This window comes from Piscinibacter defluvii, from assembly GCF_004011805.1.
GTDB lineage: Bacteria > Pseudomonadota > Gammaproteobacteria > Burkholderiales > Burkholderiaceae_C > Piscinibacter > Piscinibacter defluvii.
Genome location: NZ_RCHJ01000022.1, coordinates 90,343 through 116,798, shown reverse-complemented (window position 1 = coordinate 116,798; position 26,456 = coordinate 90,343). Strand labels below are relative to the sequence as shown.

General features: G+C 69.8%; 20 protein-coding genes and 1 pseudogene. 4 read left to right on the top strand and 17 right to left on the bottom strand.

Going from position 1 to position 26,456, the window contains the following annotated elements; translation table 11 throughout:
* A pseudogene (locus tag D9C15_RS33550) lies at positions 1-740 on the bottom strand (hypothetical protein); the annotation flags it as partial.
* Positions 741-1,206: 466 nt separating this feature from the next.
* Between D9C15_RS33550 and D9C15_RS27015 the strand changes: the two are divergent.
* From D9C15_RS27015 to D9C15_RS27000, 4 genes are read left to right on the top strand one after another with little or no spacing between them, the layout of a single operon-like run.
* A complete protein-coding gene (locus D9C15_RS27015) occupies positions 1,207-1,458 on the top strand; it encodes an acyl carrier protein (RefSeq protein WP_128001980.1) in 252 nt (83 codons plus the stop codon).
* Positions 1,455-2,327: a hydrolase 2, exosortase A system-associated gene (locus D9C15_RS27010; RefSeq protein WP_240668611.1), complete on the top strand. Its 873-nt coding sequence runs from the start codon at positions 1,455-1,457 to the stop codon at positions 2,325-2,327. The genes D9C15_RS27015 and D9C15_RS27010 overlap by 4 nt, the downstream gene beginning before the upstream one ends.
* A gap of 23 nt (positions 2,328-2,350) precedes the next feature.
* A complete protein-coding gene (locus tag D9C15_RS27005; RefSeq protein ID WP_164886872.1) occupies positions 2,351-3,205 on the top strand; it encodes a hydrolase 1, exosortase A system-associated in 855 nt (284 codons plus the stop codon).
* A gap of 37 nt (positions 3,206-3,242) precedes the next feature.
* Positions 3,243-5,069 (top strand): asparagine synthetase B family protein, encoded by a 1,827-nt coding sequence (locus tag D9C15_RS27000; RefSeq protein ID WP_128001976.1) that lies wholly within the window; start codon positions 3,243-3,245, stop codon positions 5,067-5,069.
* A 13-nt stretch (positions 5,070-5,082) separates the two neighbouring features.
* Here D9C15_RS27000 and D9C15_RS26995 read toward each other — a convergent pair whose 3' ends face one another.
* The 16 genes from D9C15_RS26995 to D9C15_RS26920 form a co-directional block, all read right to left on the bottom strand.
* Entirely contained in the window at positions 5,083-6,042 is a 960-nt protein-coding gene (locus D9C15_RS26995; RefSeq protein WP_128001974.1) for a polysaccharide deacetylase family protein, read from the bottom strand.
* A gap of 24 nt (positions 6,043-6,066) precedes the next feature.
* A complete protein-coding gene (locus D9C15_RS26990; protein WP_164886871.1) occupies positions 6,067-7,395 on the bottom strand; it encodes an O-antigen ligase family protein in 1,329 nt (442 codons plus the stop codon).
* Positions 7,396-7,402: 7 nt separating this feature from the next.
* Complete coding sequence (locus tag D9C15_RS26985) at positions 7,403-8,617, bottom strand: glycosyltransferase (protein ID WP_128001970.1); 1,215 nt, start codon at positions 8,615-8,617, stop codon at positions 7,403-7,405.
* 13 nt (positions 8,618-8,630) lie between these two features.
* Positions 8,631-9,875, bottom strand: coding sequence for a glycosyltransferase (locus D9C15_RS26980; protein ID WP_164886870.1), 1,245 nt, complete (start codon positions 9,873-9,875; stop codon positions 8,631-8,633).
* A complete protein-coding gene (locus D9C15_RS26975; RefSeq protein WP_128001966.1) occupies positions 9,872-11,188 on the bottom strand; it encodes a nucleotide sugar dehydrogenase in 1,317 nt (438 codons plus the stop codon). Before D9C15_RS26975 ends, D9C15_RS26980 begins: the two co-directional genes overlap by 4 nt.
* Positions 11,185-12,408 (bottom strand): TIGR03087 family PEP-CTERM/XrtA system glycosyltransferase, encoded by a 1,224-nt coding sequence (locus D9C15_RS26970; RefSeq protein ID WP_128001965.1) that lies wholly within the window; start codon positions 12,406-12,408, stop codon positions 11,185-11,187. Before D9C15_RS26970 ends, D9C15_RS26975 begins: the two co-directional genes overlap by 4 nt.
* The gene (gene asnB, locus D9C15_RS26965) at positions 12,405-14,330 is read right to left on the bottom strand and encodes an asparagine synthase (glutamine-hydrolyzing) (protein ID WP_128001963.1); all 1,926 of its coding nucleotides are present in this window, start codon (positions 14,328-14,330) and stop codon (positions 12,405-12,407) included. Before asnB ends, D9C15_RS26970 begins: the two co-directional genes overlap by 4 nt.
* Before the next feature lie 18 nt (positions 14,331-14,348).
* The gene (locus D9C15_RS26960) at positions 14,349-16,292 is read right to left on the bottom strand and encodes an XrtA/PEP-CTERM system amidotransferase (protein WP_128001961.1); all 1,944 of its coding nucleotides are present in this window, start codon (positions 16,290-16,292) and stop codon (positions 14,349-14,351) included.
* Between the two features lie 15 nt (positions 16,293-16,307).
* Positions 16,308-17,486 carry a TIGR03088 family PEP-CTERM/XrtA system glycosyltransferase gene (locus tag D9C15_RS26955; protein ID WP_205854912.1) on the bottom strand — a complete coding sequence of 393 codons (1,179 nt, stop codon included), beginning with the start codon at positions 17,484-17,486 and terminating at the stop codon, positions 16,308-16,310.
* A gap of 4 nt (positions 17,487-17,490) precedes the next feature.
* Positions 17,491-18,552, bottom strand: a complete 1,062-nt coding sequence (locus tag D9C15_RS26950; protein WP_128001960.1) for a FemAB family XrtA/PEP-CTERM system-associated protein — start codon at positions 18,550-18,552, stop codon at positions 17,491-17,493.
* A 5-nt stretch (positions 18,553-18,557) separates the two neighbouring features.
* A complete protein-coding gene (locus D9C15_RS26945; RefSeq protein WP_128001958.1) occupies positions 18,558-19,403 on the bottom strand; it encodes an XrtA system polysaccharide deacetylase in 846 nt (281 codons plus the stop codon).
* 25 nt (positions 19,404-19,428) lie between these two features.
* Positions 19,429-20,910: a TIGR03016 family PEP-CTERM system-associated outer membrane protein gene (locus tag D9C15_RS26940; RefSeq protein WP_164886869.1), complete on the bottom strand. Its 1,482-nt coding sequence runs from the start codon at positions 20,908-20,910 to the stop codon at positions 19,429-19,431.
* A gap of 37 nt (positions 20,911-20,947) precedes the next feature.
* Positions 20,948-21,874, bottom strand: coding sequence for an XrtA-associated tyrosine autokinase (locus tag D9C15_RS26935; RefSeq protein ID WP_128001954.1), 927 nt, complete (start codon positions 21,872-21,874; stop codon positions 20,948-20,950).
* 9 nt (positions 21,875-21,883) lie between these two features.
* Positions 21,884-23,431: an XrtA system polysaccharide chain length determinant gene (locus D9C15_RS26930; RefSeq protein WP_128001952.1), complete on the bottom strand. Its 1,548-nt coding sequence runs from the start codon at positions 23,429-23,431 to the stop codon at positions 21,884-21,886.
* Between the two features lie 31 nt (positions 23,432-23,462).
* A complete protein-coding gene (locus D9C15_RS26925; protein WP_128001950.1) occupies positions 23,463-24,098 on the bottom strand; it encodes an XrtA/PEP-CTERM system exopolysaccharide export protein in 636 nt (211 codons plus the stop codon).
* Between the two features lie 268 nt (positions 24,099-24,366).
* Positions 24,367-26,412, bottom strand: a complete 2,046-nt coding sequence (locus D9C15_RS26920; protein WP_128001948.1) for an XrtA/PEP-CTERM system-associated ATPase — start codon at positions 26,410-26,412, stop codon at positions 24,367-24,369.
* Between the last annotated feature and the right edge of the window lie 44 nt (positions 26,413-26,456).

Genomic DNA, 26,456 nt, shown 5'->3' with positions numbered 1-26,456 from the left:
GCCGGTGCCGGTGCCGGTGCCGGTGCCGGTGCCGGTGCCGGTGCCGGTGCCGGTGCCGGAGCGGGCGCGGGCGCCGGTGCGGGCGCCGTCGCCGTGCTGCTCACCTGGCACGACTTGACGACCATGTAAGCCGGGTCAGAACCGAAGAAGGCGTTCGTGCATTGACCGGAGCCGGAGACGACCTTCTGGATCCACGAGGTGCCGGCGCCGTAGCGGACGGTCTGGCTGCCCGACACAGAGAAGGACTGGCCTTCGGTCGCCACGTGAACCCATTGCGCCGGTGCCGGTGCCGGTGCCGGTGCCGGTGCCGGTGCCGGTGCCGGTGCCGGTGCCGGTGCCGAGGTGGAACTCGACACCTCGCATCTCTTGACGACCATGTAGGCCGGGTCGGACCCGAAGAAGGAGTTCGTGCACTGGCCGGTGCCCGTGACGGACTTCTTGATCCAGTTGGTGCCGGCTCCATAGCGGACGGTGCGCGTGCCTGACACGGTGAAGGCTTGCCCTTCGTCCGCGATCTTCACCCAGGTGGTCCGCCGCAGCGCCTGGGCCTGGGCCAACTCGTTGTCGGCTTCCGCCGTGTCCGCACCATCGTTCGCCCCACCGCAACCACTGACCGCCATGGCTGCGATCGCCTGTGCCACCAACAGCGCGGCAGGATTCAACCTCAACTTCATTCCCAACGTTCCTTCATTCAAGAGGTGCAGCACGTCGACGGGCGCGCAGACCACCAACCCCGCCATCGGCGTGGCCGCTCAGTCGCGTTTGAAACCCCCTCGGTGATGCGACGCGATTGCCGACCTGTCCGGGTCGGCGATTCGTTCCGAGTGAGCGCCTCTTCAGGACGCTATGGGACGCGAGGCTACGGGCGCTGCCTTGGGCGCCTGTAACGGCACCTGCTGGAGGTAACGGGCGGTGTGATCCGGCAGTGCTCCGATACAAACCCGCGTCCCCATCCACCCCCCCCCGTTCAAGGGGGTGACAAGACATCGACGGCCCAAGTCGTGAACTTGTTGGGGACGAAGTTCTTACAAGTGCAAACCTCCCCCAACGACGTCGCCGCGTCCCATCGCTCTGGGGGTGGCGATGCGCAGCACCCGTTCCCGAGGGGTCTGCCCCGGTCTGGCCCCCCGTAGAATCCGGCCTCGCTCATCGGTCCGGCGCACGCGCAAGGCGTGCTCATGACGGACTCAACCCGCAGGTACCCACGTGGACATCGAACAGGAAGTGATCAGGACCCTGCACGCCGTGCTGGGCTTGGATGCTGCGAAGCAGCGACTCGACGCGGACTCGCCGCTGCTCGGAACCGTGGCCGAACTCGACTCGATGGCCGTCGTCTCCATCCTCACGGCACTCGAAGAACGGTTCGGCATCGCCGTTGACGACGATGAGGTCGACGGTCGCACTTTCGCCAGTGTCGCCAGCCTGACCGAGTTCGTCCGGGGCAAGCTGAACCCATGACGTCCGGCGGCCCGATCATGCAGTCGGGCATGCTCGTCGACGGTCCTGCCGGCCGGCGATTCCGGCTGGTCTCGCGGCCTGCGTCGCCCTCGGACGCGGGCACCGTGGTCTTCGTGCACGCGTTCGCCGAGGAGATGAACAAGTCCCGGCGGATGGTCGCGCGCACGGCCCGTGCACTGGCGGCCCATGGATGGACCGTGGTGCAGACGGATCTGCACGGATGCGGCGACAGCGCTGGAGAGTTTCGCGACGCCACCTGGGACGCGTGGTGCTCCGAGGTCCGGGACGAGCTGGTGCACGCCGATCGGGGCCGCCCGTTGTGGCTGTGGGGGCACCGCGCGGGCGCACTGCTGGCGGCGGCAGCGGCTGTCGAGCCGCGGCCGGAACTTCATCTGATGCTCTGGCAACCGGCCCTGGCCGGCGCACAGCACCTGCAGCAGTTCCTGCGCCTGCACGCCGGCGCGCGCATCGTCGGCGCGCAGAAGCACACCGGTGGGCCGAGCCCGTTGCAGCGCCTGCGCGCCGGCGAGTGCGTGGAGGTGGGCGGCTACGAACTCGCGCCGTCGCTGACGCACGGGCTGGAGAACGCACGCCTGGATCTGCCTGCCGGCTGGGCCGGTCGGGTGGTCTGGCTCGAGCTCAGCGCGCTCGATCCGCCGGCCCTGCCGGTGCCCGCAGCCCAGTGCATAGCCCGCTGGCGGCAATCAGGCGTCGAGGTCGATGCCCAGGTCTTCGCAGGACCGGCCTTCTGGCAGACGCAGGAGATCGAGGAGTGCGACGAACTGCTACACCGCACTGTGCAGGCGATCGCCGGCTCGGCGCCGGCGATGCCGCGGCACGGCGGGACGGCGCAGCAGGTTCCGGCGTGACAGCGACTGGCTTTCAAGAGGATGTGCTGGCGTTCGACTGCGACGGCCACCGTCTGTGGGGCGTCGTCGCGCATCCTGCACTCGCCGCGGGGCCGGCGCGCCCGGCCGTGCTAATCGTGACCGGCGGCCCGCAGTACCGGGCGGGCAGTCACCGCATGTTCGTGTCGCTGGCCCGGCGCCTGGCGACGGCCGGCTTTACGACGCTGCGCTTCGACTATGGCGGCATGGGCGACAGCGAAGGCGAGCGCAAGGCCTTCGATGCGGCAGGCGACGATCTGCGCGCCGCGCTGGAGGCGCTGCTTCGAGCGGCGCCGTCGTGCGCCGGGGTGGTGGTCTGGGGCCTGTGCGATGCGGCGTCGGCAGCGCTGATGTTCCTCGCCGGCGACCCGCGCGTTGCCGGCATCGTGGCGGCGAACCCCTGGGCGCGCAGCGAAGCGACGCTGGCCGCCGCACGCGTCAAGCACTACTACGCCGCGCGCCTGCTGCAGCGCGAGTTCTGGCACAAGCTGATGCGTGGCGGCCTCGATTGGCGCGGGTCGATCGAGTCGTTCCGGCGCGATTGGATCGGCGCGAGGGCCCGCGGCGCGAGCGGTGCGGGCGTCGCTGCCGCGCGGCCGTTCCAGCACCTCATGGCCGACGGCCTGCGCCGGCTGCGCGGCCCGATGCTGCTGCTGATGAGCGGCAACGATCTGACGGCAAAGGAGTTCGCCGAGTACGCGGCCCGTTCGGACGCCTGGCGCGGCCTGCTGCAGGCGCCGAAGGTGCAGCGGATCGACCTGCCCGACGCGGACCATACGTTCTCGCAGCGCCCATGGCTGGAACGCGTGCAGGACGAGACGCTCGGCTGGCTCGATCAGCTCCCGCTTCGCGCGGCATGACGCCGCGCCGACCCACAGACTGCGGAAAGGGCAGCGCATGAGAGGACTTTGCGGCTGGTTCGGGCAGGACGAGCGTCAGGACGGCGAGGCCTGCCTGGCCGGCATGCTCGACGGCGGGCGGGCCCGGGCCGACGCCCGGGAGTCTCGCAGCGGCCGCCACGCGGGCCTGGCCGTGCACGGCGAGCGGCTGCGGCCGCGCCTCGTCGACGACGACGGCTGCTGGCTCGCGCTGTCCGGTCATCCGCGCCGAATCGCCGACGGCGCGCGCGCGCTCGACGCCGTCGACGTGCTGCGTGCGCTGCGTGACCGCGGCGCCGCGGCGCTGGCTGAGATCGGCGGCGACTTTGCGCTCGCGTTCTGGGACGCGAGCCGACGATCCGGGCTGCTCGCGGTCGACCGCATCGGCGTGCACCGCATGTTCTATCGCCAGCAGGGCCGCGCGCTGGTCTTCGGCACGTCGCTCGACTTCGTGACCGGATTTCCCGAAGCGTCGCGGAGGCTGTCCTCGCAGGCCCTGTTCGACTACGTCTACTACCACGTGACACCCGGGCCGGGCACCATCTACGAACAGGCGAGCCGCCTGCCGCCCGGCCACGCGATCGAGTTCGGCCACCGGGGTGCGGGGGCGCCCTCGCCCTACTGGCAGATGCGGTTCGACGAAGACGGCCGCGGGGACAGCCCGGCGATGCGGGCCGAACTGTCCACCCTGATGCGCGACGCGGTCGGCGACCTCGACGACATGCCGGGCACCGGCACCTTCCTGTCCGGCGGCATCGACAGTTCGACAGTGACCGGCATGCTCGCTCGCACACGAGGCGGCGCCGTTGCGGCGTTCTCCATCGGCTTCGACGCCAAGGGCTACGACGAGATGGCGTATGCGCGGCTGGCGGCGCGCCACTTCGGTGCCGAACATCACGAGTACTACGTCACCCCGCAGGACGTAGTGAACGCCGTGCCACTGATCGCGACTTCCTACGATCAGCCGTTCGGCAATGCGTCGGCCGTGCCGACGTACTACTGCGCCAAGGTGGCTCGCGACCACGGCATGCAGCGACTGCTGGCCGGCGACGGCGGCGACGAACTGTTCGGCGGCAACGAGCGCTACGCCAAGTACCACCTGCTGGGTCTGTACCAGCACCTGCCGGCGCTGCTGCGAAGCGCCTTCGTCGAGCCGCTGCTGCTGTCCGTTCCGGGCACGGATCGCGTGCCGGTGGTCAAGAAGCTGCGCAGCTACGTGCTGCAGGCTCGCCCGCCGATGCCGCAGCGCTACACCTCGTACAACCTCTTGATGCACCTCGGCGTCGAGCAGGTCTTCACGCCAGAGTTCCTGCGCACGATCGACGCGCATCACCCGGAGAAGCTGCTGGCCGACGCGCACCGGCCGTACGCCGACGCGAGCCTGATCAACCAGATGCTCGGCATCGACCTGCGGTTCATCCTGGCCGACGGTGACCTGCCCAAGGTCACGCAGATGTGCGACCTGGCCGGCATCGACGTCGCCTTCCCGATGCTCGACGAGCGGCTGATCGCCTTCTCGCAGCACCTGGGCTCGCGCCTGAAGCTGCGTGGCACGGCGCTGCGCTGGTTCTTCAAGCAGTCGATGAGCGACCTGCTGCCGCACGAGGTGATCACCAAGACCAAGCACGGGTTCGGGCTGCCGGTGGGTGACTGGCTGGTCGGCCACCAACCGCTGTTCGAGCTTGCCGCGGACAGCATCGGCACGCTGCGGCAGCGCGGCATCGTGGAGTCACGCCTGATCGACGACCTGCTTGGTCAAAGGCTGCGAGAGCACCCGGCCTACTTCGGCACGATGCTGTGGGTACTGATGATGCTCGGGCTCTGGCTGGAGTCGCGCAAGCTCTGAGCACCCGCAGAGATCAAGCAGCGACACGCTCGGCCTGGCGGAAGTTGGCCAGCAGACGCACGCCGTAGCGCAGCCGCGTGCGGTCCCACGGCGTGAAGCGGGGCAGCTGGTAGCGGTCCGAGCGCGGCGAGGCCGCCCCCCAGGCGGTCGACACCGCGGCGCTGAAGCCGCAGTCGCGCGCCATGCGGGTGTGCTCGAGGCCGTAGTCCTGCACCGGCACCCCGTTCGGGTAGGCGAACAGCGGCACGGGCTCGCGCAGGATCTCCTCCAGCTCGCGCTTGCCGCGGCTCATTTCCTCGAAGGCCGCCTCGGGGGAGAGCCGGGTCAGGATGGGGTGCGACACGGTGTGCGCGCCGACGTCCATGCCGAGTTCGCGCAAGCGGCGCACCTGCCCGGGCTGCATCATCAGCGGCGGCGAGGGCCGGGCACCGGCGGCCGCGACGATCGCGTCGGTGACCGAGGCCCGCTCGGTCGGCGGAAGGTGCTTGATGCCCACCAGCGTGGCATCGATGGCGCGCCGCCGCGCCGCCGGCGAGTCCAGCACGTGCTGCGCGAGGCCGAAGGGGCGCAGGTCCAGGGCCGGCGCGGTGCAGGCACGGATCGCCTCGATGACGCGGTCGTTCCACATGCAGCCGCCGCCCAGGAAGCCGGTGGAGACGAAGAAGGTCGCGGACAGGCCGAGCCGGCGCAGGATGGGGGCCGCGACCTCCTCGTTGTCGGCGTACCCGTCGTCGAAGGTGATCGCCAGCGCGCGCGAGGGGATGCGGCCGGCGAACAGCGCGTCGATGGCCGGTGCCAGCGGCATGACGTTGAACCACGAGCGCACCCACTGCATGTGCGCCTCGAACTCGTCGGCCCAGGGCACGTCCGGGTACAGCGGGTCGGGCGCCGGCAGCACGCGATGGAAGATCAGGATGCTCAGGCGCCCGCGCGGGCCGGCCGGGGAGGCGAAGGAGAATGGCAGACGCATCATCGGCGGGACAACGGGACGGTCGGGTCAGGCCGGGGCATGCCGCGGCGCATCGGCCGGCACGCCGCCCGCGTGGCTGGCCACCGGCGACTCGGCCAGGCGGAACACCGACACGAGCGCGCCATAGAGCCAGAACTGCACCTCGCGGGTCAGGTAGTCGGTGCCCAGGCCGGCGACCAGCACCACGATGATGGCCGCATACAGCGCACCACCCAGCGTCGCCAGGTCGGGGTCGTACTGCGGCCCACGCAGGCGGCGCAGCCGGAAGAACGCGGCAGCCACCCAGAAAAGCAGGCACGCGTAGATGAGCGCGCCGGGCAGGCCACCTTCGGTCAGCGCCGTCATGTAGGTGTTGTGCGAGGAGCGGGCGGCCTCGAACTCGTCGCCGGTGAGCCAGCGGCGATCCATGTAGCGCGCGCTGAGCACCGCCGTGCCGCGCCAGCCGATGCCCATCGGGTAGTCGCTGAACATGCGCAACTGGGCCTCGGCGATCACGACGCGCGAGCGCGCACTGGGATCGGCCTCCTCGCTGTCGGACGCGACGTCGGCCACCGTGAACATGCGCTCGATGAAGGTCTTGTCCATCACCGACACCATGCCGACCAGGCCGACGATCGCGAAGGCCCAGAAGTAGCGGCGGTAGCGCTTGGCGGTGCAGAAGGCGAGCACCAGTCCGCCGGCCAGCAGACCGCCGAAGGCGCCGCGGCTGTTGGCGAGTACGAAACCCTCGGCGCACAGCGCCATCGCCAGCAGCGCCAGGTAGCGGTGCCATCCGCGCTGCGTCAGCACCTGCCCGACACCGACGATGGCGCCGGTGGCCAGGTACATCGCGAGGGTGTTGGAGTCGTCGATGCCCGGGCCGCCGACGCCGTCGAGCCGGCCGCCCTCCCGGCCTGTTGTGATGGCGTAGATGCCCAGCAGCGCACAGCCCAGCAGGTGCGCGAACATGAAGTCGCGCACGTGCTCCTTCGTGTCCGTCACGCGATAGACGAACCAGAGCGCGAACAGACACTTCGAGAACTCGACCGTGCCGCGCAGGTGCTCGCTCTGGTCGAGCGCCCAGAAGGTCTGGGCCCACATCCAGGCCACGTAGATCAGCAGGCAGATCACCGGGCCGTGCGCCAGCCACAGCGGCCTGGGCTTGAGCTTGCCGCGATGGAACGCGATCGCCAGAGCGGTCACCAGGGCCGACAGCAGCGCCCAGCGCAGCTCGCCGAAGATGTAGCCCCACCAGCGGCCGGGCGGGAACACGTAGGTGGTCGCGAGGTAGAAGTGGACGCCCCAGATCGGGTGCCGCGTGAACGCGAACACCGTGCAGACCAGGCAGAACAGCGCGAACGCAGCGGCGGACAGCATGCGGGCCTCAGGCGGCCACCAGCGCCGCCTCGGCGGCGCGCCCGGTCGCACGCAGGAACAGCGACCACTGGCCCCGCGAGATCGACGCCCAGTCGTACTGCGCGGCATGGTCGCGGATCGACTGGCGCGGCACCGGCGAGGCCAGGACCGACGCCGCCGCGGCAGCGAGGGCCGCGGCGTCGCGCTGCACCACGACGCGGCCGGTCAGCGCCGACGTGATCATCTCGCGCACGGCACCGACGTCGAACGCCACCACCGGGGTGCCGCAGGCCATCGCCTCGAGCACGACGTTGGGCCAGCCCTCGCGCTGCGAGGTCAGCAGCAGCACGTCGCTCGCGGCGTACAGCCGGCTCAGGTCGGATTGCGGCATCACCCCGCGGAACTCGACACGCGAGGCGACCCCGCTGCGCGCCGCCTGCGCGGCGAGTTCGCGTCGCAACGGTCCGTCACCCACGATCACCAGGCGCAGCTGGGGCAGCGCAGTCAGCGCCTCGATGGCCAGCGCCTGCCCCTTCTCCGGCACGAGGTTGCCCACGCTGGCAGCGATCGCGCCATCGGCCGGCAGCCCCAGTGCCGCACGCGCGGCGCTGCGGGCCTCGAGGCGGAACAGCTCGGTGTCGACGCCGTTGCGCAGGACGTGGATCTTCGCGCGATCCACGCCGAGCCCCACCAGCTTGTCCTTCAGCGGCTGCGACACCGCGATCACCGCGGCGGCGCGCGCCGCCGCGTCGCGGATGCGTTGCCCCGGGCCGGGCTGCTGCGCGATCACGTTGACGTCGGTGCCGCGCGCCGTCATGACGAACGGCAGGCCCAGCCGCTGCGCCAGCAGCGCCGCGGCAACGCCGTCGGGATACAGGTAGTGGGCGTCGATCAGCTCGGGTTGCCAGCCTGCGGCGATCAGGCCGCGGATGTCCGCGTGCGCCGCCCGGGCCATGCTGTCGGGCTGCAGCGCGACGCCCACCTTCGGCAGCATCAGGTAGCGCGGGTAGCTGACCTGCAGGCCGGCGGCGCGCACGGCACGGCGCGGCGTGGCGGCAAAGCGCCCGTAGCTGCCGAAGGCCTGGCCGGAAAAGGGGAACCACGGCACCGGGGCCACCACACGGGCGTCCACCGCGCAGTCACGCCGCAGGTGCTGGAGCCGGTTCTCGACGAAGATGCCGTGCCGCGGACGCGCCTCGCTGGGGAACAGCGAGGTGAAGGTCAGCACCCGCAACGCGGCCATCGGGTCGAGCGGTTCAGGCGGCCACGGCCGCCGTGGCCCGCCGCTGCAGCGCATCCAGGCAGATGCGCTCGAACACACGGGCCACGACGCGGTGGCCGAAGCGCTCCTCCACGCAGCGCCGTGCCTGCCGCGACAGGCGGTTGCGCAACGCGGCGTCGCCCAGCAGGCGCAGGATGGCCTCGGCCTGGTCCTGCGCGGCATCGCGCAGCAGGAAGTGTTCGTCGGGCTGCACGTCCAGCCCTTCGATGCCGATCGCCGTCGAGACGACCGGGCAGCCCATGGCCATCGCCTCGAACGCCTTGATCCGGGTACCGCCGCCGACACGCAGGGGAATGATGAACACGTGCGCCGCATGCACGTAAGGCCGCACGTCGTCCACATAGCCGGTCAACTGCACCCCGGGCAGGGCCTTGGCCTGCTCGACCAGCGTCGCGGGCGGGCGCCGGCCCACGACGACCAGGCGCGCATCGGGCCGCGCCTGGCGCACGCGCGGCCACACCTCGGCCAGGAAATGCCGGATGCCGTCGATGTTCGCGGCCCAGTCCATCGAGCCGGTGAACACCAGCGTCGGCGCGTGCGCCTCGTCCAGCGCCGGCGGCTCGCGCCAGGCGAAGAAGTCGAGGTCGACGCCGGTCGGGATGGTGTCCACTGCGGCGAGCTGGTAGTGCTCGCGGAACCAGTCCGCATCGCGCTCGGACACGGCCACCACGGTATCGAAGGCACGCAGCGCCGTGCGCTCGAACTGCTGCATCTTGCCCGCCTGGCTGGCCCAGACGGCGCGCATCAGCGGATTGCCGGCCGCCTTGACGTGCCGGGCGAAGATCTCGGCCTCGACGTTGTGCGTGAAGCAGACGGTGGCCGCGTCGACATGCGCCGGCCGCAGCACCGCCGCGTGCACGAAGTCGAACACCACCACGTCGAAGCGCTCGCCGGCCAGCAGCTCGTGCACCGCGCGCAGTCCGGCCGGCGTTCGGTCGGACTGCACGTTGACCGGCAGGTCGCGCCACAGCCCCAGCGCACGCATCCACTGCGGCCGGGCCGATTCCGGTTCCCAGGCGATGAAGCGATCGCACACGCCCTTGATCTCGCCGGCCCAGTCGCGCTGCTGGGCCGCGCTGGCCGGGGCGAGCAGCGTCACGTCGAACGCGCCGCCTTTGAGGCCGCGCAGGACGTTGGTGGTGCGTATCCGCCCGCCGGTGTCGTTCGGGAACAGGAAGCTCGGCGAGACGAATGCGAGCCGCGGCCGCGCGGAGTTCACCAGCAGATGCCCTCGTACTCCGCCGCGCCGGCCTCGCGCAGCTCGGCGTAGCCCGACAGGTCGACGATGCGCTTGCCCGCCGCCCGCGCGACGATGGCCTTGCGTGCTGCCGCATCGGCGTGGCCGATCACCACCACCTGCGCGTCGGCCAGGGCCTGCTCGGGCGTCTCCTGCAGCAGGCGGTCGAGGTGCGGGATCTCGCGGTCGATGAACTCCTTGTTTTTGCCCAGCAGGCGGCTGATCTTGACGAAGTTGTCGTAGATCACCAGCTCGAAACCCTTGCCGATCAGGCGTTCGGCGAGCGTCACCAGCGGCGAGTCGCGCATGTCGTCGGTGCCGGGCTTGAAGGCCAGGCCGAAGAGCGCGACCTTGCGCCGGCCATCGCGCGCGATCATGTCGTAGGCACGCTCGATGTGCGCCTCGTTGCTCTCCAGCAGGCCGGCCAGCGCGGGGATGGGCACGTCCTTGCCGCGTGCGAGCGTCAGGAACCCCTTGACCTCCTTGGGCAGGCACGAGCCGCCGAAGGCGAAGCCCGGGCGCAGGTAGGCCGGCGAGATGTTGAGCTGCTTGTCCTGGCAGAAGATCTTCATCACCTCGCGGCCGTCGAGCCCGCAGGCCTTGAGCACCGAGCCGGCCTCGTTGGCGAACACGATCTTCATCGCGTGGAACACGTTGCACAGGTACTTCACCGACTCGGCCACGCGGCACGAGGTGCGCACCATCTCGCCGGGCAGGCCCTGGTACATGCGCTCGAGGGCCTGGTAGCCGGCCTCGTCGAGGCTGCCGATCACCGTCTGCGGCGGCTGGTGGAAGTCCTTCACCGACGAGCCTTCGCGCAGGAACTCGGGGTTGAACACCAGCGAGAGGCGGTCGCCGACCTTGCGGCCCACGGCCTCCTCGAGCAGCGGCTGGATGCGGTCTTCCGTCGTGCCCGGCGGCACGGTGCTGCGCAGCACGAGGGTGTGGTGGCCGTCCTTCTTGCGGATGGCCGCGCCGATGGAGCGGATCACCGTGTCCACCGCCGTGAGGTTGGGCGTGTAGTTCGGGTTCGAGGGCGTGGCCACCGAGATCAGCGAGACCTCCGAGCCGAGCACCGCGGTCTCGACATCGTCGGTCGCGCGCAGCTTGCCGGCCTGCACCGCGGCGGCGATCAGCTCGTTGATGCCCTCCTCCACGACCGGCGACTGCCCGTCGTTGATCATGCGGACCTTGCTCGGATTGGTGTCGACGCCGATCACCTCGTGGCCGAGTTCGGGCAGGCAGGCACACGAGACCGCACCGACGTAACCGAGACCGAAGACGCTGATTTTCATGACGACTGGGCTTGTAGCTGAGAGGAAGAGGGGTACGCGGCCAGGCAGCGCTCGATGATGGCATCGAGGCGCCGCATCGAGCTTGGCCAGGCATGGTTGGTGAGCACCCGTTCACGGCCGGCCTTGGCGAGCCGCTCGCGCAGGGACGGGTCCTCCAGCACGCGCAGGATCGCCTCGGCCTGCTCGGTCGGCGCGTCGGCCGCCAGCAGATGCTCGCCCGGGATCGCATCCACGCCGCCGGCGGCAATCTGGCTGCAGACCACCGGGATGCCCATTGCCATGGCCTCGAGGATCTTGTTCTGCGTGCCGCGCGCGATGCGCAGCGGGGCCACCGTGAGCGCGGCCTTGGTGACGTAGGGCCGCACGTCGGGCACGGTGCCGGTCACGGTGACGCCGGGGATCTGGCCGAGGGCGCGGATCTCCGCCGAGGGTTCGGCGCCGACAATGGTCAGCTTCACCGAGGGCCGGCGTGCGCGCAGCAGCGGCAGCGTGTCGCGGCAGAAGTCGAGCATGCCCTGCTGGTTCGGGAAGTAGTCCATGCGCCCGATGAAGACGATGCTGTCGGGATCGTAGTCCTCGGTCACCGGCGCGAAGAACATGTTGTCGACGCCGTTCGGGAACCAGTCGGTCGGCGCGCCGGTGCCGTAGTCGATCAGCGTCTGGCACTCGGCCCGCGTGATCGTGGTGCACAGGTCGAACAGCCGCGCCAGGCGCTTCTCCTCGGCGCGCAGGCGCACGCCCTCCCACCAGTAGCCCAGCGAGCGCGGGAAGGCCTTGTGCTGCGCGTACTCGAGCCACTTGGCCGAGTCCATGTCGCCGAAGTCCAGGATCTTCGGGATGCCCTGCACGCGCTCGACGTAATGCGCAACCGACGAGCAGTGCACGAAGATGAGGTCGAACTTGCGCTCGGCGAGCAGGCGGCGGATGGTGCGGTCGAGCTTGCTCGAGTGGAAGTACGAGGCCGAGGCCGTCCATGGTGTCGGCACGGTGGCGAGCATGCGCAGCGTCTGCACGCGGTCGTCCACCTGGCCGATGTGGAACTCGCTGCAGTAGGGTGCGATGCCCTGCGCCTCTTTGGTCATGTCGTCCGAACGCGTCAGCGAGCACACCACCACCTCGTGGCCGGCGGCGTGCAGGTGCTTGATCATGTTGAACGGCCGGATCGTGCCGCCGCGCTTGGGCGGGTACGGGAAGCGGTGGCACACGTAGAGAATCTTCACGCCACCGCCTCCTCGAGCTGGTCGGCCACGTCGGCCGAGCTGCGGCCGTCGAGGTAGACGCGGCACCAGATCTCCAGGTTCAGGAGCGCGAGCAGCTTGTCGGTGCCGTCCACGCGGTTGGCGCGGTGGTCCTCGATCAGCTGCGCCACCGGCGCGGCGTTCAGCAGGCCACGCGACTCGAGGCTCTCGCGCGAGAGCGCGCTGCCGAGCATCTCCGAGAGCGCGCCCTTGAGCCACGCGCCCATCGGCGCGCCGAAGCCGCGCTTGGGCCGGTACAGCACCTCGGCGGGCAGCACGTCGGCGAGCGACTTCTTCATCAGCGACTTCAGCTCGCCGCCGGCGACCTTGAGGTGGGCCGGGATGCCCGCAGCGAGCTCCACCAGCTCGTGGTCCAGCAGCGGCACGCGGCACTCGAGCGAAGCGGCCATGGTCATCTTGTCGGTCAGCATCAGCAGGTCGTCGGGCATCTGGGTCGAGGCGTCGACGGCGAACATGCGCGCGAGCGGATCCTCGCCGCCGAGGCGCTCGAAGCTCTCGGCGATCGCATCGAAGTGCTGCGCCGGCGCGTGTTTCATCAGCGCACCGGCCTCCTCGGCACCGAACACGCCGACGTAGGCGCGGTAGCGCTCGGTGAAGGGCGAGGCCGCCGCGCCGAGGAAGTTCTTCGCCAGGCGCGAGTAGTTCATCCACTTCGAGTGGCGGTCGCTCGGCAGCAGGCCGGCGAGCCTGGCCGCACCGCGCTTGGCGCCCTGCGGCAGCCAGTTCACGTAGCGCATGTAGTGCTCGCCGAGGTAGCGGCGGTAGCCGCCGAACAGCTCGTCGCCGCCGACGCCGGAGAGGATCACCTTCACGTCCTTGCGCGCGAACTCCGAGACGAGGTAGGTGGTGACGAAGGCGCTGTCGGCGATCGGCTCGTCCATGTGCCACAGCAGCCTGGGCAGCAGGCGCACGACGTCGGGCTTGACGAGGATCTCGTGGTGGTCGGTCTTGAACAGCTGCGAGACCTGGCGCGCGTTGTCGAGCTCGTTGTAGAAGCGCTCGGCGGCGCCCCCGTCGAAGCCGATCGAGTAGGTCTTGACCGGCGTGTCGCTGTGGCGGCTCATGAAGGCCAGCACGGCGCTGGAGTCGATGCCGCCGGACAGGAACGCACCGATCGGCACGTCGCTGACCATCTGCATGCGCACCGACTCCTCGAGCTTGGCGCGCACGCGCTGCACCCAGTCGGCCGCGCTGACCGTCGTGTCCACCGTGGTCGGCGGCTGCCAGTACGTGAGGATCGAGCTGCCCTGCGGCGTGACCTTCAGCATCGAGGCGATCGGCAGCTTGCGCATGCCCTTGAAGATCGCCAGCGGCGCGGGCACGTAGCCGAGCTCGAGGTAGGCGGCCAGCGCCGTCTCGTCCACCTCGCGTGCGACGCCGGGCAGCGCCAGCAGCGCCTTGGCCTCGGAGGCGAAGGCGACGCGCTTGCCGTCGTCGAGCCAGTAGATCGGCTTGATGCCGAGCCGGTCGCGCCCGACCAGCAGGGTCTGGCGGCGCTGGTCCCAGATCGCGAAGCCGAACATGCCGTTCAGCCGCTCGACGAAGCGCTCGCCCCACTGCGCGTAGCCGTGCAGCACGACCTCGCTGTCGGAATGCGTGCTGAACTCGTGGCCGAAACCCTGCAGCTCGCGCCGCAGTTCGCGGAAGTTGTAGATCTCGCCGTTGCAGACGACCACGAGCGAACGGTCACGGTTGGCGATCGGCTGGTGGCCGCCGGAGAGGTCGATGATCGACAGGCGCCGCATGCCGATCGCGCACGGGCCGTCGACATGCGCGCCAGCGTCGTCGGGCCCGCGGTGCACGGTGACGTCGCCCATGCGGCCGAGCCAGGCCGGATCGGGCCGTTGGCCGTCAAGGTGGTAGAAGCCGTGGATGCCGCACATGCGCTGTTCGCTCCCGGCTCAGGCGGCCACGGTCTCGGCCGGCGCGGCGGCGGCCGAGGCCATCGCGGGCGCGTGGCCGCCGACCCGCAGGAAGGCCTCGAACATCAGCAGGGTCCACATCGGCCAGGAGTAGTCGCGCCGGCCCGACTCGTGCGCATCGACCATGTGCTCGAGGTAGGCGCGGTTGAAGAAGCCGGTGCGATTCAACTCGCCGTCGAGCAAGGCGTTGCGCACGCGCTGGCGCAGCGGCCCGCGGAACCAGCGCGACAGCGGCACGGCGAAGCCCATCTTCGGCCGGTACAGCACGTCGTTCGGCAGGTGCGGTTCCATGGTCTTCTTGAGCAGCCACTTGCCTTCGCCGCCGCGCAGCTTCAGGTCCGACGGCAGGGTGGCCATCCACTCCACGAGCGGGTGGTCCATCAGCGGCTCGCGGGTCTCCAGCGCGTGGGCCATGCTCGCGCGGTCGACCTTGGTGTTGATGTCGCCTACCAGGTAGGTCTGCAGGTCGATGTACTGGATGAGCGAAAGCGGGTCATCCGTGCCAGCGCGCTGGGCGTGCTCGTGGAACACGTCGATCGCCCGGTAGCCCCCCAGCTTGCGCCGGAACTCGGGCGTGAACAGCAGGCCGCGCATGTCGTCGCGCACGATCGACACGGTGTTGAAGTAGGCCTCGACCGAATCGCGCGCAAGCGCCTGGAAGGTGGACTTGGCGCGCACGAAGCGCGGCGCCCAGTCGGCCTTCGGGTAGACACGCCCGAGCAGGCCGAACAGCGGCTGGCGCAAGCCCAGCGGCAGCGCCGAGCGCATGCGCTCTTCCGCGAGGTGCATGCGGTAGCGGCGGTAGCCGCCGAAGGTTTCGTCGCCACCGTCGCCCGACAGCGCCACGGTGACGTGCTTGCGGGCGAGCTGGCAGACGCGGTAGGTCGGGATCGCGGAGCTGTCGGCGTAGGGCTCGTCGTAGAGCGAGGCCAGCGTGTCGATCAGGTCGAAGTCATCGGTCTCGACGCGGTCGACGAAGTGTTCGGTGCGGTAGCGGTCGGCCACCTGCTGGGCGAACTCGGTCTCGTTGAAGGCCGGGTCGTCGAAGCCGATCGAGCAGGACTTGACCGGGCCCTTGGACTGCTCGGCCATCAGCGCCACCACGGCGCTCGAATCGACACCGCCGGAGAGGAAGGCGCCGAGCGGCACCTCGGAGATCATGCGCAGGCGCACGCTCTCCTTCAGACGCTCGAGCAACTCCCGCTGCGCCTCCTCGGCGCTGATGCGGTTCGTGCCGGTGAAGCGCACGTCCCAGTAGCGGCGCGGCGCCGGCGCGCTCTGGCCGCGGCGCAGGGTGAGCGTGTGGCCCGGCGCCAGCTTCATCGCCGAGGTGAAGATGGTACGCGGCTCGGGCACGTAGCCGACCGCGAAGTAGTCCTCCACCGAGCGCGGATCGATCTCGCGCTTCAGGCCCGGATGGGTCATCAGCGACTTCAACTCGGAGCCGAACAGCCAGAGGCCATCCGGCAGCTGCGCATAGAACAGCGGCTTCACGCCGAGCCGGTCGCGCGCCATGAAGAGCGTCTGCCGGTTCTCGTCCCACAGCGCGAAGGCGAACATGCCGCGGAAGCGCTCGACGCAGGCCTCGCCCCAGGCCTCCCAGGCATGCACGATGACCTCGGTGTCGCTGCGGGTGTGGAACACGTGCCCGAGCGCCTGCAGCTCCGGGATCAGCTCGCCGTAGTTGTAGATCTCGCCGTTGTAGACGACGACCACCGAGCGATCCTCGTTGAACAGCGGCTGCTGGCCGGTGGCCAGGTCGATGATCGACAGGCGCTTGTGGCCGAGGCCGACGCCTGGGGCGAGGTGCACGCCGGTCTCGTCGGGGCCGCGGTGGTGCTGCGATTCGTTCATGCGCAGCAGCGCCTGCCTGTCGATGGCCCGCGTGCCGCGCGAATCCCAGATGCCGACGATGCCGCACATGTGAAAGGTTCTCCGTCAGGCGCGCTGCAGCGCGCCGCGTGAAGCGGCCTGCGTCAGCAGCCGCTCGTAGAGGTCGCCGTAGGCCGCGACCATGCCGTCCAGGCTGAAACGCTGCTGCGCCACCGCGCGGGCCCGGGCGCCGCGGGCGCGTGCGCCCTCGCGGTCCTGCCAGTCGGCGAGCAGCGCCTGGGCCATCGCCTCGACGTCGTCCGAGGGCACGAGGCGGCCGGTGGTGCCCTCCTCCAGCAGCTCGGGGTTGCCGCCGACCGCCGTGGCCACCACCGGCAGGCCACTGGCCATCGCTTCCAGGATGGTGTTGGAGATGCCCTCGGCGAGCGAGGGCAGCACGAAGGCATCGAGCCCGCGCAGCACCTCGGGCACGTCCTCGCGTGCGCCGGCCAGCCAGGCCAGCGACGCCGCTCCAGCCTCGCGCAGCACCTGCTGCACCGCTTCGCGCAGCGGGCCGTCGCCGGCGATCACGAGGCGCAGGCTGTCGCGTGCCGCCGGCTGCAGCTGCAGCGCCCGCACGAAGGCACGGGCGAGCAAGGTCTGGTGCTTGATCGCCTGCAGCCGGCCGACCGTGCCGACCAGCCACAGGTCCTCGCCTTCGAACGGCGAACCGGCGATGGCCGCGCGGCCGCCGGTGGCGTGCTGGAAGCGGCGCGTGTCGACTCCGTTGTAGAGCTGCGAGATGCGATCGGCCGGCACACCGACCTTCTCGACCAGATAGCGTTCGAGCTGGCGCGAGAGGGCGATGTAGCGGTGCACCAGCGGCCGGTAGGCACGCCGGATCCACTGGCACTTGCGGCTGCGGCCGTCGGGATCGTGGCTGTCCCAGCCGTGTTCGCCGTGCACGCGAATCGGCACGCCGGCCCAGGCCGCGGGCAGGCTCATCTCGAGCGCGCCGAGGTTGCGCGTGTGCACGATGGCCGGCTGCAACTCGCGCAGCAGCCGCACCATCTGCGGCGCGATGCGCAGGCCCTGCCCCGGCGGCTTGTGCAGCGCGTGGAAGCCCACGTCGTCGCGCTGCACGCGGCGGCGGAACTCGCCGACCTCCGTCATCGCGATCACCACGTGCCGGAAGCGATCGGCCGGCAGCCGGTTGATCAGGTTGACGACGCCGTTCTCGAGCCCGCCCATGTCGAAGCGGTGCACGACATGGGCGACGAGCGGACGCGGATCGCTGGCGGGCACGGTGTCAGCCCAGGTGACGGGCAAGCATCGGCCCGAGGGTGTTGACCACGCCGCGCGGCAGCCTGCGCCAGATGTCGATGGCGCGCTGGTACTTCGGGTTGGCCGGGTTGTTCTGCGGCACGGAGTCGCGCGTGTAGAGGCGGTACTCGTAGTGCAGCGGCTCGGGCTCGAAGCCCCAGTTCTTCTTGAAGTCGAACGAGCCGGTGTCGCGCTTGGAGCGGCCGTAGTCGAACACCTTCAGGCCGCGCTCGCAGGCACGCCGCATCAGTTCCCAGTACTTGAAGTCGTTCGCGCCCAGGTCGCGGGCGGACGTCAGGTCACCGGCGTAGTACGGCAGCACCTCGTCGCGGAAGTAGAAGCTCATCACGCCAGCCACCGGCTCGCCCTCGGGGCTGAGCGCAAGCAGCACCTCGCAGTCGTCGCCGAACACGCGGCGCAGCGCTTCGAAGTAGCGCTTCGGCTGCGGCGGGGTCCCGTGGCGGTGCATGTTGTCGGCGTAGAGCGCGAAGAAGCGGTCCACGCCGGCATCGATCTCGCTGCGCAGGCCACGCTGGATGGCCTTGCGCACGACCGCGCGCTGCTTGCGCGGGATGGCGAGCAGGTTGGCTTCCACCTCTGGCGCGATGGCCTTGCGGAAGGTGACATGCAGATCGCTGCGCGGCCAGCCGGCCTCCACCGTGCTGCGATTGCGCATTTCGAGGTGGGACACGCCGAGCCGCTGGCCGAGCGACTCGGCCGCGGCCGTCAGCGCGTGGCGCGCTGCATCGTCCAGCGCCGCCACCCCGCCATAGACCGCAAACGGGAGCGACTGCAATGAGTGCCCGAACAGCAGGCTGCGCAGTTCCACCAGCGGCAGCACGCCGACGATGGTGCCGTCGCGCTCGGCCAGCAGGTAGTGGCAGCGGTGCCGGAAGACACCCTCGAAGATCTCGTGCCAGCCGATGCGGTGAAAGAAGGTCGCCTCGGGGCAGGCCTGCACGAACGCGTCCCAGCGGTCGCGATCGGCCGGCGCGAAGCCGCGCACCGCCACGGCGGCAACGGGCGGCGCGAGAAGTTGGTCGTCCACCCGGTTCACGCTGCGCGCAGTCCGTAGACCTCGTCCACACGGCCCCAGCGGAAATCGCCGAGCAGTCGGTCGAGGCGGGCCTCGGTCTTGTCCAGGTTCACGTAGTGCCGGAACCGCGTCTTCAGGCTCGTGCCGGGCACGCGCGGCTGCTCCGGATCGATCTCCCAGGGATGGAAGTAGAAGATGGCCGGCGCGCGGTCGATCCGGTTCACGCGCCTCAGCGCCCAGCGGCTCAGCACGTACGGGGCGAGACGAAAGTAGCCGCCGCCCCCGCCGGGCAGGTTGCGCCCGAACATGCGGGTGGTGGTCACCGGGATCTCGGTCAGGCCCGGGCGCGCGGCGTACGGGAAACGCGGCGCATCGGGCATGCCGTAATGGTCGTGCTTGACCGGGTAGACGCTCGAGCTGTAGCGGTGGCCGGTCTCGAGCAGCACGTCGAAGGCCCAGGGATTCGTGTAGCCGATCGAGAAGCTCGGCGCCCTGTAGCCGAGCACCGGCTGGCCCGAGACATCCTCGAGGATGCCCTTGGCGCGCAGCAGGTCCTCACGGAACTCTTCGGGGGTCTGTTCCGAGGCCCGCAGATGGCCGTAGCCGTGGCTGGCCAGTTCATGGCCGCCGGCGACGATGTCGCGCACCAGTTGCGGATAGCGCTCGGCCACCCAGCCGAGCGTGAAGAACGTGGCATGCGCATCGCGCCGCTCGAACAGCGCCAGCAGCCTCTGCACGTTGTGCTCGACCCGGCACGGCCGGCTGTCCCAACTGGCGCGGTCGATGTGCTGCGCCAGCGCGGAGACCTGGAAGTAATCCTCCACGTCCACTGTCAGGGCGTTGATCAGCGTGGTCGGCGGCATGTGACTGTTCTGCATGGGCAGGCTGTCAGAAGCGATGGTCCAGTCCCAGGAACACGGCGTCCTCGTGCCCTTCGAACGCGATGCTGGAATCGAGCTTTCGGTAGCGTGCGCCGAAGACGCCGGTCGTCTGCGGCGCCAGTTGCATCGAGGCCTGGATCCGCAGGCCTTGCTCGGTGGTCTCGTCGCTGGCGTTCAAGGCACGGATCCGGCTCCAGTTGGCCGTCATCGTCAGCGAGGTCAATGGAGTCAGCCGATGGCTGAGGACGACACTCGCACCGCGCTGAGCGTTGTTTGACGCCACGTCGCCGAGAGCGAACGGGCCGCTGTCGAGCGCATCTTCGGTCCTGATGGCGTAGCCGCTGAAGGTCAGCGTGTGGCGCACCCCGATGAACGACACCGACGCGCGCCGGCTCGTGACCAGGCTGAAGCGCGGCGCGAACAGGCTGCGCGGCGACGATGTCGAGCGCGGCAGGCCCTGCTGTTCGATGAAGTCGGCAACGACCTGCGCCCGTTCAGCCGGATTGGGGTAGCGCGTCGTGAACATCGCATCCAGCAGGCCGGCGACGTTGTCGGTGGCAGGCAGGTCGAACAGCGATTGCGGCGTCGTGTCGACCCCGCGGTTCAGCGCGATGTTCCAGGCCAGCAGCGGCCGCCGGTGGTCGAAGGCCAGGCTCCACGCGTTGCCGAAGAAACGGCGCTCACCGGAAACGCTGAAGGTCGTGCGCGGCGTCGGCTGCCAGCGGGTCTCAGCGCCGTAGAGCGTGCGGCGCTTCAGCTCGCCGGCAGCGACGTTGTTGCGCTCCTGGCCGGCGCGCAGTCCGACGCTCCACTCCGGCGTGGGGGCGTAGCTGACGATGCCGCGCGCCAGGCTGATGATGACCTCGTCCTCGAGCGGGTTGTCGTAGCGCGTGATCGAACGCTCGGCCTCGAGCCGCCAGCCGAACGGGCGCGGATCCTGCTCGATCGAGCCGCCGTGGCGGCCGAAGTAGCCCCCCGCAGCCGGGGCGACGACCGTGGTCTCGCCGATCTCGCGCGTCCATGAGTTGTCGCTGCGCAGCCGGTAGCGCAGGTCCGTCCCGGCCTGCCCCTCGACGAAGGGGCTCACTCGCCACTGCGAGGTGGTCAGCGTGTTGGCCGTCGACGCGGTGTCGGGCTGCGCGCCGAACACGTCGCCGCTGGTCTGCGCGGCGCGGTAGCCGACCTCGACGAAGAACAGCCGTTCGATGGCTTCGAGCCGGGCCTGGATGTCGGCGGTCGGATCCGTCCGGCTGCGCTGCGTCCCGTTGGCGTAGGTCAGGGCGGACACGGCCGCAGAGCCGTTGATCCTGACCCGCGCGCCTTCGCTGCGCACCCGGACGCGGGGCTGAACCTGCAGCGCAGCATCCGACTCGCCATCGGCCACCCCGAACGACGAGTTGCTGGTCCAGGTCAGATCGGTCCCCACACCGAACTCGACCTGGCGCACCTGGCCCACGGCCGCCCCGAGTGGCAGGCCGGCCAGCAGCAAGGCTGCCGCGGCGCGAGCCCCCCGCCGGCCGGAGCGTTCAGGCCTCGTCCGGGGCATAGTAGCCATAGTACGAGCCCACCTCGGACCGGCTGATCTTGTTCAGCAGCAGGCTGACGTCGGGGCACTGCTCGAGCGTGGCCAGCGCCTGCTCCAGGGTCTTCTGCGAGGTCTTGTCGGCTTCGACCACGAGCAGGACCTGCCCCATCCGGGTGGCGAGCACGCGCGATTCGGTGGACGGCAGCAGCGGCGGCGAATCGAACAGCAGTATGCGGTCGGCGTAGCGGTTCGACAGTTCGTCGAGCAGACGGCGCATGGCCTCGCTGGCCAGCAGTTCGGTCGCCCGGCCATGCTGTCGGCCCGCCGGCAGCAGGCTGAGCTTCGGGATGTTGGTGCGCAACAGCACGTCGCTCACGCCGACGGCGGGATCGGTCAGCAGATCGAGCAAGCCGGGCGCCTGCGGCAGGCCGAGCCGCTTCAGGACGGAGGGACGCGACACATCGGCGTCGACGAGCAGGACGGTCTTGTCGAGCTCCATCGCAAGGCTGATGGCGAGGTTGACGGAGACGAAGGTCTTGCCTTCCCCAGGCAAGGAACTGCTCACCATCAGGAGGTTCGAGCCGGGCCGATTTGCGCTGGCCTCGATGCGGGACAGCAGCGGCCGCTTCACCACGCGGAACTCGTCGGCGATGCGGGCACGCGGGGTCTCCGGCGTGAGGTAGCCGGCGGCCGCGAGCGATCCGAGGTCGATGTTGACCGTCCTCGACGCCTTGCCGGACGTGGGCGACTCGGACGCGACGTGCGGTTTCTCGCGTGGCGCTGCGGCCTCGCCCTGCGCCGGCGCCGGCGCCGGGGGCTGCGCAGCGGGCTGGGAGGCCGTCGGCGGTCGCACGGTGCCGGCTGGGGGCTCGATGCCGCTGCGGCGCAGTTCCTCGAGGCGACGGACGGCCTGTTCGACGATGCTCACACGATCCCCCTAGTGCCCCACCCGGCCGGCCAGCCACGCCATGCCGACGCCGTACACGAGAACCAGCATCGACAGACCGGACCCGAACGCGAGGTTCAGGCGGCGCGCCTTGCGGATCGCCTCGGGCGGCGTGTTCATCGAGATGCTGCCCAGGATCGGCCGCTGCGTGATTCTGCGCAGCGCCCGTGCGCCCTCGAAGGTCGGCAAGATCTGCGTCAGCACGAAACTGACCCCGACACCGGCGAGCAGCGCCGCCACGAGAATCAGCGGCGCCACACCCCGGCGGTTCGGGAACACGGGCTTCTCCGCGGTGCGCGGCGGATCGATCACGCGGAACTGAGCGAGACGTTGCGATTCGACGTCTTCCGACAGCGAGGCCTTCTCGCGCTTGCCGACCAAGGCCTCGTAGTTGCGGCGGACCACCTCGTAGTCCCGGTTCAGCTGCGCCAGTTCCGCCTCGACCTGGGGCACCCGATTGGCCGACGACTTGAGCTGGTTCAGGCGCGTCTGCGTCTCGGCCACACGCACCTTGAGCGACGCGACGTTCGCCTCGGCCTCGGCCAGCGCCAACTTGACCTGCTGGAAGACCGGATTCGTCGGCGCCTTGCCGGCGGTCTTGGCCTCGGCGGCAGCGCGACGCTTGGCAGACTCGATCTCCTGCTGCCGCTGCTCCTCGAGTCGCGCGATCAGACGCCGGGTCGAGACCACGTCGGGATGCAGGTCGGTGTAGCGGCGCAGCAACTCGTCGAGCTGGCGCCGCTGGGCGTCCAGCCGGGCGTCGATCTCGGGCGTGGACACCGCGCCGACGGTCGGCACGTCGGGAACCAGTGTCGCCACCTCGCCGTCGAGTTCGCGACGCAGCGCATCGCGCGACTGCTCGGCGGCCCGCAAGTCCGTGCCGAGCTTGCCAAGTTCTTCGGTCAGTGTCGTCATGCGCGCGAAGTAGTCGCGCCCCGACACCTCGGTCACGCCCATGTTGCGGACCTTGAACTCCTTCAGGCGGGTCTCCGCCTCCGCAAGCCGGCCCTCGTACTGCCGGATCTGCTGGTCGATGAAGTCACGCGCCGCCTCGGTGTCGCGCTGCTTCGCCCCCAGGTCGGATTCGACGAACAGCGCCACGAGGTTCTGCACGATGCCTCGGGCGCGCTCCATGCTCTGGTCGCGGTAGGAGAACGTGAACACGTTGTCCCGGCCGCTGCCCGACAAGCGGATCTCGCGCATGAACATGGCGATCATGCGCTCGCGCTCCTCGGCGGGAAGCGTGTCGAGGTGAGACTTGCGCATCAGCACTTCGACATTCGGACGCGTGATCAATGTCTTCGCCAGCATCGCGATCGTCTGGTCGACGTCGGGTTCGACCGCCAGATCGCGCATCAGCGGGCGCAGCACGCTTTTCGTGTCGACGTAGACACGCGCCGTCGCCTCGTAGCGGTCCTGCATGTTCCACAGCACGGCCGCACCCAGCACGCCGACGATCCACGCGGCGATCAGGCCCGCCCAGCGGTGCCGCCACATGCCGCGGGCGATCGATAGCGCCTGAGCAATCAGATCCTGCATGGCGTTCCTGCGCTGCGCTGCTCGGCGGGCCTCAGAACCAGCCCTGCGGGATGATCAGCACGTCGCCCGGCCGCACGTCGACGTTGGCGGAGATGTCGCCGCGCTTGATCAGGTCCTTCAGACGCACCCCGTACGGCTTTCCGCCCTCCTTGCCGCGCACGAGGACGGCACTGTTTCCGTCGGCGAAATCGGTGAGCCCGCCCACCTGGATCATCACGTCCAGCAGTGTCATGTTCTGGCGGTACGGGATGGCCTGCGGCTTGGCCGCTTCGCCGATGATGCGGATCTGCTCGCTGCTCGCGCCCTGGAAGCCGGTCACCACGACCGTGACCACCGGGTCCCGCGTGTACTTGGCAAGGGCTTTCTCGATGTCGCGGGCCAGGTCGGTGGGGTTGCGTCCGATGGCCGGCAGGTCCTCGACCAGCGGCGTGGAGATCTTGCCGTCCGGGCGGACCGGCACCGCGAGCGACAGTTCCGGATTGCGCCAGACGATGATGTTGATCGTGTCCAGCGGGCCGATGAGGTAACGGTAGTCGGGCGTGGCGGCGGACACCGGCGCGGCCGGATGGCGGTTGATGCTGCATGCCGAAAGCGCGGCGGCGAGGATCAACGCAAGCACCGGCCCGATCATGCGCAGCAGGCGGGGGGCTGACGGTTCTGTGGCCATTTCAATCTCCATGAAGAGTACGCTGATCCTGGATCGCGATCCGGATGTCCAACTCCCGGCTGGGGCGCCTAGCTCTGACCATCGGGCGTTCGACCTGCCGCTTGGCGCAGGCTGCGCGATCCTGGCAACGTCGAAGTGTGCCCGACCGACGACGCGGCGAGGATACAAGCAGGCAGGGTCGGCGCAAGCACTTCAGACGGGGGGGAACTCATCCCGCGTCCACACTGCGCGGCATCCTGCACGGCCGCAAGCGCTCCGGGCGGTCGGTTCAGGTCGCCAGGGTCTCGTCCAGCTCCTCGACGCCGATCCAGCGCGTCAGGTGATCGGCGATGCGCTCGCCCGGGTGAAGTTCGTGCGGCAAGGGCGCAGCCTGGGTACGCGTCTGCGACCGCAACAGGTTCAGTGCATCGGCACCCTGGCGCCGATGCAGGTCGCCCAGCAGAGCGGCTGGCGCTCCACCGGCCTGTCCGCTGCGCATTTCGAGCAGCAGCGCCGGGACGTCGAGGACGCTGGCCTCCTGGTGCACGTCCTGCGAGTCCGTGAGCACGTAGCGGGCCCCACCCAGCAGGGCCACCTGCTCGATGTAGCCCAGCGGCTTGACGACGTCGATGTTGGCGTCGCGCAGCGACTTGCGCAGCCCGAGCGACTCCAGCTGCGCGCCGAAGCCCGCGGACATCGGCCACACGATGGGGACGTCGCGACTGAGCTTGCGCAACATCGCCAGGAGCTCGGCGAGATAGTGCCGATCGTCCATGTCGATTGCCGATTTGACGAGCACGACACAGTATCCAGCCTTGCGGCCGACCACCGCGCCGGGTTCTGCCTCCGTGGACGAGCGCGCCAGCGAGACCGCCTCCGAAAGCAGATCGCCGGTCAGCAACACGCGAGACTCGCCCGCACCGTCCGCGACAAGCGCGTCGTAGGCCACACGGTCCGGTGTGCAATGCGCATCGGCGATGCGCCACAGCAAGGCGCGGTTCACCTCGGCTGCATCACGCCGATTCGCGCCCCGACGGCCGTCATCGAGATGGGCGACCCGGCAGCCGGTCTTGTCCGCCACGAGCGCGCAGGCGAGCGCTGCGTCACTGTTGCCGATCACGACGACGGCCGCCGGCTTGTGCAGTTCGACGAGCCGGGCGAAGTCGCGCATGACCTCCGCCATTCGAGCAGCGGCGGTTCCGGCGGACACCTCCACCTCGACGGTCGGCACGTCCAGTCCGATCCTTGCCAGGAACGCGTCGTTCGGGGTGAATTCCGCCGGCTCGCCGATGCGCACATGTACCAGCGGCGGCGCCTCCTTGCGCTGCTGAAGCGCGCGCAGCAGCATGGCCATCTTGATGTCGTCGGCGCCGTCGGCCGCGACACACAGCATCGGCCCCCCTGCGGACGTGGACGGCCGACGCCGCGGGGCATGCAGCGGCGCGTGGACGGCGGCATGGAGAGCCGTGGGTCCGGCGGCCAGCGGCTCGGCGTGCGAGGCCGTGGGCACGACGGCCGAATCACCGACCTCGGCACGCGCCTCGTCGGCGACGGCGTCGACCATGGCTTCGTCGATCAAGTCCTGATCAGCCAGGTACGCGGATAGCAGCAGCCTGCTGCACAGCATGTTCACTCGCCGCGGCACGCCCGCGGTGGCCGCATGGATCCGATCGAATGTCGCCGGTTCGAAACGCGGGCGGCCGGACCAACCGACCTTGTGCAGTCGATGTTCGACGTAGCGCTGCGTTTCTTCGCGCTCCATCGGGCCCAGGTGGCACGATGCGATCACGCGCTGCCTGAACTGCTCCATCGGCTTGGAGGTCAACAGCGTCCGCAGTTCCGGCTGGCCGACCAGGAAACTCTGCAGCAATGCATGGTTGCCGAGCTGGAAGTTCGACAGCATGCGCAGTTCCTCGATGGCCTGCAGGTGCAGGTTCTGCGCCTCGTCGATGATCAGGAGCGCACGCCGGCCCTGGGTCACCAGCAGGGTCAGGAAGGCCTCGATCGAGGCGATCAGCTCGGCCTTCGTCAGCTCCTTGATGGCAATGCCGAACGAGATGGCGACAGATCGGAGCAGATCACCGGCATCGAGCTGCGTGCTGACGATCTGCGCCGCAACGATCTTGGCGGCGTCGAGTTCCGACAACAGCGTGCGTACCAGGGTCGTCTTGCCGGCACCGATGTCGCCCGTGACGACCACGAAGCCTTCGCCCTGATGCACACCAAAGCGCAGGTAGGACAACGCATGCCCATGCCCCTTGCTCTGGAAGTAGAACTCGGGGTCGGGGTTCAGGCTGAACGGCGGACCGGACAGGCCGAAGTGCGATTCGTACATGATGGTGGGCGACCGAAGCGGACTGCGCACAGCCGCGATCGCCC